The following is an 11,512-nucleotide window of genomic DNA, read 5'->3' on the forward strand; positions in this document are numbered from 1 at the left end:
CACCTCGACTCATCTGATTTCAACTCGGCAGGGCCCATGGACGTTACACACATCATCGACTCGCTCAACGACGCCCAGCGGCAGGCGGTTACCGCTGATCTGAACAACCTGCTGGTTCTGGCAGGCGCCGGTTCCGGCAAAACGCGGGTACTGGTGCATCGCATCGCCTGGCTGATTGAAACCGAAGGCCTGTCACCCTATTCAATCATGGCTGTGACCTTTACCAACAAGGCGGCCCGGGAGATGCGCGGGCGAATCGAACACCTGCTGGGGATCAACACCCACGGCATGTGGGTGGGCACCTTCCATGGTCTGGCGCACCGGCTGCTGCGTGCCCACTGGCGCGATGCCGGGCTGCGCGATAACTTCCAGATCATGGACAGCGACGACCAGCTGCGCCTGATCAAGCGTCTGTGCAAGGAGATGAATCTGGATGACAGTCGCTGGCCGGCACGTCAGTTTCAATGGTTCATCAATGGCCAGAAGGACGAAGGCCTGCGCAGCGCCCACATCGAGCGGACGGGCGATCCGTTCCAGGCGATGATGATTCGAGTCTATGAAGCCTACGAAGAGGCCTGTGAACGAGGCGGCATGATCGATTTTGGCGAATTGTTGCTGCGGGCACTGGAACTGCTGCGCGACCGCGCACCCCAGCTGCTCAAGCACTACCGCGAACGTTTCCGCTATGTGCTGGTGGACGAGTTTCAGGATACCAACGCCATTCAGTACGCCTGGCTGCGCCTGCTGTGCGAAGGCGAGAACAAGCTGATGGCCGTGGGCGATGATGACCAGTCGATCTACGGCTGGCGCGGTGCTCGCATCGAGAACATCCAGCATCTTGAGCAACACTTCCCGGGTACCGAAACCATCCGTCTGGAGCAGAACTACCGCTCCACCGGCACCATTCTCGGCGCCGCCAACGCCGTTATCCAGAACAACTTCGGCCGCCTGGGCAAAGAGCTGTGGACCGAGCTGGGCGATGGCGAGCCGATATCGCTCTACAGCGCATTCAACGAGCAGGACGAGGCACGCTTCATCGTTGACCAGATCCAGAAGTGGGTAGAAGAGGGCAATCGCCGAGATGAATCGGCCATTCTATACCGCTCCAACGCCCAGTCGCGGGTGCTGGAGGAGATGCTGATCCGAGCGGGCATGCCCTATCGAATCTACGGCGGCCAACGCTTCTATGACCGGCTGGAGATCAAGAACGCACTGGCTTATCTGCGTCTGCTGGCCAACCGCGATGACGATACCGCCATGGAGCGAGTGATCAATGTTCCCACCCGCGGTATCGGTACCCGCACCATCGAGGCGATTCGCGAACACGCCCGAGACGAGAACGTTTCCATGTGGCGGGCCGCCAATGAAATCACTGAGCTGAAGACCCTGCCAGCCCGCGCCAGCAATGCGCTGCAGGCGTTCATTGATCTGATCAATCAGCTGGATGCTGGTACTCGTGGTACCGAGTTGCACGAACAGACCGAGCATGTGGTGCAGCATTCCGGCCTGATTGAACACCACGAAAAAGAGAAGGGCGAAAAAGGCCAGTCCCGTATCGAAAACCTTGAGGAGCTGGTCAACGCCGCCCGCCAGTTTGCCGGCCAGTGGCAGGAAGACAACGAAGAGGGCTTCAATTCACCGCTGGCGGCATTCCTGGACCAGGCGGCACTGGATGCCGGTGAAGCCCAGGCCGATGTGCACACCGACAGTGTACAGCTGATGACGCTGCACTCCGCCAAGGGGCTGGAGTTCCCGCTGGTGTTCCTGGCGGGCATGGAGGAGGGTCTGTTCCCGCACAGCATGTCGGCGGAAGAACCGGGCAGGCTGGAGGAGGAACGCCGCCTCTGCTACGTGGGCATCACCCGCGCCATGCAGAAGCTGTACATGACCTACGCTGAATCACGCCGCCTGCACGGCAAGGAAACCTTTAACCGCGTATCGCGCTTCATCAACGAGATACCGGCAGAGCATATCGAAGAGGTACGCCTCAACGCCACAGTACGCCGTCCCTACAGCAGCGGGTACGATTCAGAGAGCAGCCTGTTCGGGGGTGGCAGCTCGCTGTCCAGCGCCGAGATCCCCAGTACCGATCTGCGCTTGGGGCAAGCAGTAATGCACGCCAAATTCGGCGCAGGCATGGTGACCAACTTCGAGGGCAGTGGCCCCAAGGCACGGGTACAGGTCAACTTCGAAGAAGCCGGCAGCAAGTGGCTGGTGGTGGGTTTTGCCAACCTGCAACCCTTGTAAAACGTCAATGCTGGAACGGGTAGAGACTATCCAACTGCAGAATGCGCGTCAGCTCATCCAGAGCGGCGCGCGACTCATCCAGCAGTGCCGGGTCGGCCAGCTCGGAGGGTACCAGCCGATCACGGTAATGGCGCTCAACCCAGTCGATCAGCTGCGCATACAGTTGATCGCTGAACAGAACTCCCTGATGGCAGGCTTCCAGAGCTTCAGACTCCAGCACCACCCTTAGCCGCAGGCAGGCCGGACCGCCACCATTGCGCATGCTCTGGCGCAGATCTATCACTTCCACCGCATCGATCCCTCTGCGTGCTTTCAACAATGTTTGCAGGTAATGCCAGACCTGTTCGTTTTCGCGACATTCCAGTGGTACCAGCAGCAAGGTATGGCCCCCTGAAAGGGTCAACAGCTGGCTGTTGAACAGATAGCTCTGCACTGCTGCCTGCAGCGCCACTTCCTGCTCACTCACCTGAATCAGATTCAGCTTGCCATCGAGTGCATGGCTCAAGCGACCAATCACCTGTGTCTGATCTACAAAAGCGCCTTCGTGACAGAACAGCAGGTTACGATTGGCGACTGCAATAACATCATTGTGGAAAACACCGGCATCGATGGCGTCAGGTTGCTGTTGTGCATAAATAACCCGTGCCGGATTCAGCCCATGCTGACGTGCCACCGCCTCACTGGCTTCAAGGGTTTGACGCGCAGGGAAGCGGTGCGGTCCTGACTGCTGCCGGCTGCGGCCATAAACAAACAGAGCAACACCCGGATCAGAATAACCTGTGCATAACCGATTGTGATTGGCACCACCTTCGTCACCGAGTGCCGAGCTGGCCGGCAGCGCGTTGTGGACACAAAAAAACTGCTCGTTGTGGAAAACCCGCCGCAGAATTTCTCCTGTCATCGCGCTTTCCATGCTGCGATGAAGCTGAGAGACCAGATTGGCTGGTGTAAAGTGCACACGCCCGTCCGCTGTATCAGCCGCCGGTGACACGGTCGCCGCGTTTGCTGTCCACATGGAAGAGGCGGAACAGGCAGCTGAAAGTAGCCAAGGAGCCTCGACTGCAGCGCGAGACAACACCTGAGAATCCGAACCGGCAAAGCCCAGCCGACGCAGCAATTCAGGCTCCGGCCTGGGTTGCGGCGGCAGCACCCCCTGCGTCAGCTCCAAATCATGCAGCCGTTTCATCTTGGCCAGCCCCTGTAAGGCCGCTGCCCTTGGATTCGAGATCTGGTCACGATTACGGACCGAAGCCAGGTTGCCCGGCGCCAATCCGCTGTAGTTGTGGGTAGGCCCTACAAGACCATCAAAATTGACCTCTACCGCCTTCATCCCTTCGCTCCCAATACCATGCCCGGTGGCAGGCTGTGTGGCAGCTCAAGCCGTGCACTTTCCAACCCAGCCACGGGGTAGGCACAGTAATCCGCCGCATACCAGGCACCGGGGTGGTGGTTACCGCTGGCACCGATACCGCCAAAAGGCAGTGCACCGGACGCCCCGGTCAAAGGCCTGTTCCAGTTCACCACACCGGCGCGAATATGGCGGTGAAAGTGGTCAAACTCTGCCTCACTGTCACTGATCAGCCCGGCACTGAGGCCATATCGGGTACGATTGGCCAGGGTAATGGCCTGATCAAAATCCCGGTAGCGAATCAGTTGCAGCAGAGGACCAAAGTACTCCTCATCAGGCGCCCGTGCACCCAGCTCGGTCACATCAATCAATCCCGGCGTCAGCAAAGCACTGCCTTCACGCACGGATTGCATCGCCAGCACCACTTCAGCCCCCATCGACTGCAGCCTCAGCTGTGCAGCCAGCAGGTTATCCACAGCTTCAGGCGAAATCAGGCTGCCCATGAACGGCTGTGGATCAGCAAAGGGGGCATCCACTGTCAGCCTGCCCACCGCTTCAACCAACCTGTTGATAAACTCATCGCCCCAATTACCCACAGGTATCAGCAGACGGCGCGCACAACTGCAACGCTGCCCACTGCTTAAAAAGGCTGACTGGATAACACAGAACAGCGCTGCCTCAATATTATCCACAGACCGCACTACGAGCGGATTATTCCCTCCCATCTCCAGCGCCAGCAGTTTGCCGGGGCGGTTGCCAAACTGCTGCTGCAAGCGCTCTCCCGTGGCCGAACTGCCGGTAAAACAGATACCGTCAAGCTGCTCACTAGCCGCCAACGCCCGCCCGACTTCCGCGCCGCCCTGTAACAGGTTGAGCACGCCGTGCGGCAGTCCCGCTCGTTGCCACAGTTGAACCATGTGACGGCTCACCAGTGGGGTCTGTTCACTGGGTTTAAACAGCAGTGTATTCCCCGCCAGCAGGGCCGGTACGATATGACCATTGGGCAGGTGACCGGGAAAGTTGTAGGGTCCAAACACTGCCAGCACGCCATGTGGCTTGTGACGCACGGCTGTGCGAATACCATTCTGTTCGCTGATATGGCAACCGGTGCGTTCTGAATATGCCCGGATTGACAGAGCGGTTTTGCCGATCATGCTGGTGACTTCGGTACGTGCCTCCCACAACGGCTTGCCGGTTTCTTCCGCGATACAAATCGCCATTGGTTCGGCTTCCTGCTGCAGCAGGTCTGTATAACGCTCGACCAGCTGTCGACGCAGGTCAAACCCCAGCCCAGCCCAGTTCGGCGCCGCCCGCCTCGCAGCAGACAACGCCCGGTCAACCTGTTCCAGACTGGCACTTTGGCCACTCCAGAGCCGCTCGCCATTCACCGGATTGATGGAAACCAGTGGCGTACCTTCACCGGTCACCCAGATGCCGTTGATCAGCAAATCCAGCATGCTTACCTCCGTTTACGGCGCCACTGCGCCGGGTCATCCTGGGCCAGTTCGAACAACAGCGCAGCTGTCAGTCGGGCGCGCTCTGAAAGACTGCCAACCAGCAGAAATTCATCGCTGGAATGAATTGACCCACCACACACTCCCAGCGTATCAATGTTAGCCACTCCTGCAGCGGCCAGATTATTGCCATCGCAGCAGCCTCCACTGGGCAGCCAGTTCAGCTTGGTGCCCAACCCCTGGCCGATCTGGCGCAGGCGTTCAAACAAACGCAGGTGCGGCCCAAACGGTTTGGGCTTGCGTCCAAAACCACCGTCCAGCTCAATTTGAATACCCTCCTGCCGGAGGATTCGCTGTTGTAACTGCTCAAGATGCTGCAGGCACCAGAGCTCATCTTCAGGCTGCTCAATACGTATATTGAAACGCGCCATCGCCCGATCGGGCACCACGTTGACTGCACCACCTCCATGAATATAGCCGGGGTTGATGGTCACCCCTCTTCGCTGACCGTTAAGATCATCCAGCGCACTGATGAAATCGCACAACGCCCGGATCGCGTTACGACCCAGGTGATGTTCGCGCCCCGCGTGGGCAGCACGTCCTGTTACACGCACACTGAAATTGCCACTGCCCTTGCGCGCGCCAGCGAGAGAACCATCGGCCAATGCCGGTTCAAACACCAGCCCCAGGTCAGCCTCTGCCGCACAGCGCGCAATCAGTTCAGCAGAGCAGGGCGAGCCGATCTCTTCATCCGGGTTAAGCAGCCATCGCCAGCCGATTTTGCCCGCCAGCGGCGAGGCTTCCAGCGCCGTCAGAGCATGCAGTGCTACCACCAGGCCACCTTTCATATCGGTTACCCCGGGGCCGTTGATGCGCTCTGCATCAAGCCAGCGTATCTGCTGGAGGGGATGGTCAACGCCGTAGACCGTATCCAGGTGTCCCATCAACAACAGCTGCAGCGGCGCATCTGGATGTTTTTGCAGCTGCAGCGCCTGTCCCAGTGGTTGCTCCTGCCATTCGGCCTTGTCCGTGAGCTGACGGTAATGCGGCAGATCGATCCGCTGCACCACGGCATTCAACCCAGCGGCCAGCTCAGCGAGCCTGTCAGCGACGGCATTAACGCCCGTGACATTGAACGTACCCGAATTGATTTCGGCCAGCGCAATTGTCTGCTCCAGCATCAGCGCCTGCTGATCGGGTAACCAGTGGTAATAGGATTGCCGCACACGACCTCCGATTCCGTTGCACGGTTTCAGTATCGGTCAGGCCGAAAGGGGATGCCAGTTCGTTTAGATAAGGGGTTGCAGTGCCTGCCACAGCAGACGCAATGCCAACACAGTGACGATGATGCGGAACAGGCGGTTGAACCAGACCGAGCTGACTTTCTGCAGCAGGTTAAGCCCGATCCAGGTGCCCAGCATACCACTGAGAATCATCAGGCCGATCAGTGGCAACCAGTCGATAAAGGAAAAGCCAATAAAGGAGAACACCACACCCTTGAGCAGGTGCTGACCAGTCATCGCCGCGGCAAAGGTGGCAACGGTCTGCATCTTGTCATGGCTGTGACGGTGCACGAACGCAGCGACCAGTGGACCGCTGGCCCCGACGAACATGGAGACAAAAGTGGTTAATGAACCGGCCAGCAGGGTGCGCAAGGGTGTCAATGTGCGCATAGCCGGCTTTGGCCCCCACACCATCCACAGAATGAAACCGGCCACTGCCAGCTGAATCACCTGCAACGGCAGCTGTACCACAACCAGTGATGCGAGCCCTGCGCCAATCAGAGCACCGAGCAGAAATCGGCCACACAGAGGCCAATCAATATGCTGACGGGTCATCAGGGCACGGTTGCCATTGGAGCCAAGCTGAACCAGGCCATGCACGGGGATCAGTGCGGCGATCGGTACAATCTGTGCCATCGCAACCAGCAGCAAAACACCGCCACCAATACCAAGGGTCGCGGTCATAAGGGAGGTAAAGCCAGCGGTCAGGATCAGCCAAACAGCGTCCAGCGCCACCAGTTCAGGCGGTAACCAGCCGATCACGCCTGCTGCATGGCCAGCATCACCTGCTGTGCCCAGTTCAGGCTGTGGCGATAGGCCACCTCATAGAAGGGCTTGTCCAACTCTCGGCTGAGCTGCTCAAACTCACCCCTTTCATAATGTTCAACCTGCTGCAGCAGCTCACCGCATGAGCCTCTGCGGCCAACCAGAGCATCTTTCATATCCTGCTGCAGGGGGACCTGAGACAGAAGATCTTCCATCTCCATGTCCAGCAATACATCCAGCTGCGACAGCAGGCCTACGATGAAATGGTTGATCGGCTCATTTCGCCCCAGCATCTCGGCCAGCAGCTCGCAAAAACGGCCACGCACCAGCATGTTGCGCGTCAGCTCGTCCGGCTTGGTTTTATCGGTACTGGTCAGGAACAGCATCACCCAGCGTTTGATTTGATCGATACCAAGCAGGGAGATGGCGTGGGAGAGCGAGCTGATTTCACGTTTGAGATTGAAGGCAGCGGAGTTGACCACCCTCAGAATCCGATAGGTCAGCGCCGGATCATGCAGGGCAATCTGTTCAATGGACTGTGCCGTGGCGCTGGGACGCTGCATTTCGGTGAGCAACTCCAGCAGAACCACCTTGTTACCGGTGATTTTCTTGCCTTTGACCGCCTCGGGCTTGCTGAGGAAATAGCCCATATAGAGGGCAAAGCCCATCTCCAGACAGCGACGAAACTCTTCCTGAGTTTCCACCTTGTCGGCCAGCAGCTCAAGCTGATAGGTTCGCAGGCGCTGCAACAACGCAGGAATGTTATCCAGCCCCAGCAGCTGAATATCCAGCTTCAGTACATGAACGATGTTCAACAGTGGCTCGAACTTGGGGTCTCGCGGGTCGTAATCCGCCAAAGCCAGTCGGTAGCCCTGCTGCGCCAGCCCCTTCACTCGAGCAATGAACTCGGGCGTTACGTCCGAGTGGCCCAGAATTTCCAGTACAAAATTCTGCTTCGGCAATTCGGGCACATCATTATTGAGCAGGAAGCTGTCCGTCACCTTGAGGAAACAGGGCAGTGACTGAACTGCACCGCCCTTGGTGATACTGGAGTAAGTACCCAGCAACACACCGAGCGTGGCATCTTCATCCTTCAGACCTTCAACGAAATTGCCATCCGTATCACGGAACAGCAACTCAAAGGCGACCACATCCTGGCTCTTGGTATAAATCGGCTGTCGCGCCATTAATACCTGGAGCTGCTGTTCATCTGCCATGATTTGAGAGCCGGTCGACGCCACTGTTGACTCCTTGTTGGTCTGTTTCTGCTTGTTTTCAAACGAGGGTTAGAGTATAGCCACTCACCCTCGCCGAGAACAGAGCCTTACAAGGTTACATTGTATTGGATCAGTACTGATCAGCTTGCTCTTCGATGGTTGCGTAAACCTCGTAGCTGCCATCTTTCTTCACCAGCAGCACCTGATACGGGCTGAAGCGATCATCAACCTCCATACCTGGACTGCCCATCGGCATGCCCGGTACCGCCAGCCCCAAAGCATCGGCGGGCGGCTGCTCCAGAAAGTCTTGCATCAGCTTCGCCGGCACATGGCCTTCAAACAGATAGCCTTGCTCGGATACAGCGGTGTGACAGGAGTGATACTGCCCCTGCAAACCCATATCCAGCTTCAGTTGGGTCAGGTTATCTGGGTGATGGGTCACCGAATGGAAGCCTGCATCTTCGACATGGTCAATCCAATCCACACAGCAGCCACAGGTAGGGCTCTTGTAGACACGCAGATTCATGGCATCAACACTGGCTTGCTGGGCCGTTGCCTGTGTTGCCGGCTTCGGTGCTTCTGAAGTTGCCTGAGAATCGCTGCAGGCACTCAGCAAAACGGTAGATACAACTAACGAAAGGGCCACAAGGCCAGTACGATAAAGGGACATGGAATTTCTCCTCTGTGCGAACGATCAGGCCGCACAATGCTGTTTCAAGGGGAGGGAGCCAGGCTCCCTGAACACACTTCAGACCAATGTGCGGGGTCTGGGTGGCTCATAGCGGGAGAAAACCGGTGCATCCGGTAGCTGTAACAGATCGATAGGGCGGTGCACTGCAGTCGGTCGCAACAGCACCATTTGGCTGTTTAGTACCAGTGCACTGCCCTGAGCACAATGATCGGCGCAGTCAGCTTGAAAACTGTCGCAACAGGCCGCTTCATGAGGCTGCTCCAGATGACAGCTGCTACCCGAAGGTTGATGCGCAGTGTTCATCTGAGCCATGCAGTGACTACTGACGGCATGATGTTCAGCGGGGAGGGACGCCTGAACCAGACTAAACAGCTGCAGCACCAGAACAGCCATCAGCATCAGAACCACAAGGGCCTGAGGGCGATGAGAATCAAAATGGTCAGTGCGGGTCTGAAACACGTCGGGTTCGTCAATTGAAAGCTAAACGCCTAAGGTACCCACAAGCAGAAGCGGGTTCAATGCTGCTGACAGAACCACTGGTACTAAGCTTTCTCCATGCTGGTATAAGGCCATTCATCCGGCACCAGAAAAAAACGCTTTGTCTCGTGCCATACACCGCTATTTCCATCCTGCCCCAACTGTGCAAACAGCTTTGGTGGGCCTCCGGCGGCAATTCGAGAGGCCTGCGCATGCGCCAGCATTCCATCCGGGTGACACGTCTGGTGCCAGGGCCCCAGCCAGTCAAGCTTGTTCAGCTGCACACTGGTTTCCAGCCGTAATTCACTTACCTGCGATGCTCGCAGCCAGTCGCCACGCAAGTGGTTCTCCGACACATTGGGCGGCAACGGCAGCGCACTCTGCCCGGCTGGATAAAACAGATATCCCGGCATCAACACATGTGATCGAGCCGACTGCGGCAGCCCTTTCTCAGCCAGCATAGCCCGGCTGGCGGGCTGTTCAGCCATCTTTACCTGATGACCAAGCAAGCGCTCGGTTTTCAGATCCAGCCGGTCACGGCTGTTGGGGCCGTACCAGTGCGAGTCATCAGCACCGGCCGCCAGATAGAATTTCACCGCGATTTCGTGATGCTCAACTTCACCGCTGAGCGGATTTCGCAGCAGAAAGTCCAACTCGCCCAAGGTACGACCCTGCTCACGCACCTGAAGGTTGTGCCCCAGCAGTTCCCAGCCCAGTACATGGGTCATCAGGCAGGCATACAGCTGCTCAAAGTACAGGCCAAGGCGCAGCTCTGCCGCCATATTCAGCTGCTGCAGCACATCGGGACAATGTGCCAGACGATCAATCCGCAGCCTGTAGTCCTGTGGCAGCGCTGCTGTCAGGTCAAATACCCGCTCATGCCTCACCAATGATGGCGCCTGACAGAGCCAGTACAAATGACGCAGGCTTCGCGGCAGGTATTCAATTTCATTTGCCCTGTACATCACCCTCTCCACTAACCTGAACCCGGTATTCGGCATCATAGCCCATATGGTTTGAGGTTTCGGAACTTGACCTTCATATCGCGCGACGAGCGGCAGCAGGGTGCTTTCCGTTATACTCATTCACAACAACACGGAGCAAATCGACAGGAGAGAGTGCCATGCGTTGCCATGAAGTGGATTACGAGCTGATCGGCTCGGAGATGCAGCTGGTTGAAGTGGAATTGGACCCGGGCGAGGCCGTCATCGCCGAAGCTGGTGCCATGACCTATATGGAAGAGGACATCGCTTTTGAAACCAAAATGGGCGATGGTTCAAATCCCGACGAGGGTCTGATGGGCAAGCTGTTTTCCGCCGGCAAACGCGTGTTCACCGGCGAATCGATCTTCACCACTCACTTCAGCAACCGAGGCAGCCACAAACGCCGGGTAGCCTTTGCCGCGCCCTATCCGGGCAACATCGTGCCTCTTAACATGGCACAGCTGGGCGAAAAGGTGATCTGCCAGAAGGATGCCTTCCTCTGCGCCGCGCTGGGCACCCGCATCAGCATCACTTTCAACCGTCGCATCGGCGCCGGCTTTTTCGGTGGTGAAGGTTTTATCCTGCAGAAGCTGGAAGGCGATGGCATGGCCTTCATTCAAGCTGGCGGAACCGTGGTGGAAAAGAAACTGAACGGCGAAACCCTGCGCGTGGATACCGGTTGTCTGGTCGGCTTCACAGAAGGGATCGACTACGACATCCAGCGCGCCGGTAACCTGAAATCGATGGTGTTTGGCGGTGAGGGACTGTTTTTGGCCACGCTCAGAGGCACCGGCACTGTCTGGCTGCAAAGCCTGCCGTTCTCACGCATGGCAGACCGTATTCTGGCCCACGCCCCATCCAACGGCGGCAATGACCAAGGCGAAGGCTCGGTGCTGGGCGGTATCGGGCGGATGATTGGGGGGCGTTGAGGAGGTAGTGTTCAGAATTCTGTGTCATTTCTTTAGACTGAACCGAAAAGAGATGACTCATGACCAAACCTACGTTCGATATGGATGCCGCACTTCAAGCTCTGCGTGAGGGCAAAGA

10 protein-coding genes are annotated in these 11,512 nt (G+C 57.7%); 2 read left to right on the plus strand and 8 right to left on the minus strand.

Going from position 1 to position 11,512, the window contains the following annotated elements; translation table 11 throughout:
- Positions 1–36 precede the first annotated feature (36 nt).
- Complete coding sequence (gene uvrD / locus ABIE61_RS16555; RefSeq protein ID WP_354411497.1) at positions 37–2,247, plus strand: DNA helicase II; 2,211 nt, start codon at positions 37–39, stop codon at positions 2,245–2,247.
- A gap of 4 nt (positions 2,248–2,251) precedes the next feature.
- On the opposite strand, the gene astB is transcribed toward uvrD, so the two are convergent.
- The 8 genes from astB to ABIE61_RS16595 form a co-directional block, all read right to left on the minus strand.
- On the minus strand, positions 2,252–3,577 hold the full coding sequence (gene astB / locus ABIE61_RS16560; RefSeq protein ID WP_354411500.1) for an N-succinylarginine dihydrolase: 1,326 nt from the start codon (positions 3,575–3,577) through the stop codon (positions 2,252–2,254).
- Complete coding sequence (astD, locus tag ABIE61_RS16565; protein WP_354411503.1) at positions 3,574–5,052, minus strand: succinylglutamate-semialdehyde dehydrogenase; 1,479 nt, start codon at positions 5,050–5,052, stop codon at positions 3,574–3,576. Before astD ends, astB begins: the two co-directional genes overlap by 4 nt.
- A gap of 2 nt (positions 5,053–5,054) precedes the next feature.
- Positions 5,055–6,275: a hydrolase gene (locus ABIE61_RS16570; protein WP_354411506.1), complete on the minus strand. Its 1,221-nt coding sequence runs from the start codon at positions 6,273–6,275 to the stop codon at positions 5,055–5,057.
- Positions 6,276–6,338: 63 nt separating this feature from the next.
- A complete protein-coding gene (locus ABIE61_RS16575) occupies positions 6,339–7,094 on the minus strand; it encodes a sulfite exporter TauE/SafE family protein (protein WP_354411507.1) in 756 nt (251 codons plus the stop codon).
- The gene (locus ABIE61_RS16580) at positions 7,091–8,338 is read right to left on the minus strand and encodes an EAL and HDOD domain-containing protein (protein ID WP_254775052.1); all 1,248 of its coding nucleotides are present in this window, start codon (positions 8,336–8,338) and stop codon (positions 7,091–7,093) included. The genes ABIE61_RS16575 and ABIE61_RS16580 overlap by 4 nt, the downstream gene beginning before the upstream one ends.
- Positions 8,339–8,444: 106 nt before the next feature.
- Positions 8,445–8,984: a DUF411 domain-containing protein gene (locus ABIE61_RS16585; protein WP_354411510.1), complete on the minus strand. Its 540-nt coding sequence runs from the start codon at positions 8,982–8,984 to the stop codon at positions 8,445–8,447.
- 78 nt (positions 8,985–9,062) lie between these two features.
- The gene (locus ABIE61_RS16590; RefSeq protein WP_139253932.1) at positions 9,063–9,404 is read right to left on the minus strand and encodes a hypothetical protein; all 342 of its coding nucleotides are present in this window, start codon (positions 9,402–9,404) and stop codon (positions 9,063–9,065) included.
- Positions 9,405–9,547: 143 nt separating this feature from the next.
- Positions 9,548–10,447 (minus strand): DUF1853 family protein, encoded by a 900-nt coding sequence (locus tag ABIE61_RS16595; RefSeq protein WP_354411514.1) that lies wholly within the window; start codon positions 10,445–10,447, stop codon positions 9,548–9,550.
- A 158-nt stretch (positions 10,448–10,605) separates the two neighbouring features.
- On the opposite strand from ABIE61_RS16595, the gene ABIE61_RS16600 reads away from it, so the two are divergent.
- Positions 10,606–11,394: a TIGR00266 family protein gene (locus tag ABIE61_RS16600; RefSeq protein WP_354411516.1), complete on the plus strand. Its 789-nt coding sequence runs from the start codon at positions 10,606–10,608 to the stop codon at positions 11,392–11,394.
- Positions 11,395–11,512: the final 118 nt, after the last annotated feature.

It is taken from the genome of Marinobacterium sp. MBR-111, from assembly GCF_040547585.1.
GTDB classification, from domain to species: domain Bacteria; phylum Pseudomonadota; class Gammaproteobacteria; order Pseudomonadales; family Balneatricaceae; genus Marinobacterium; species Marinobacterium iners.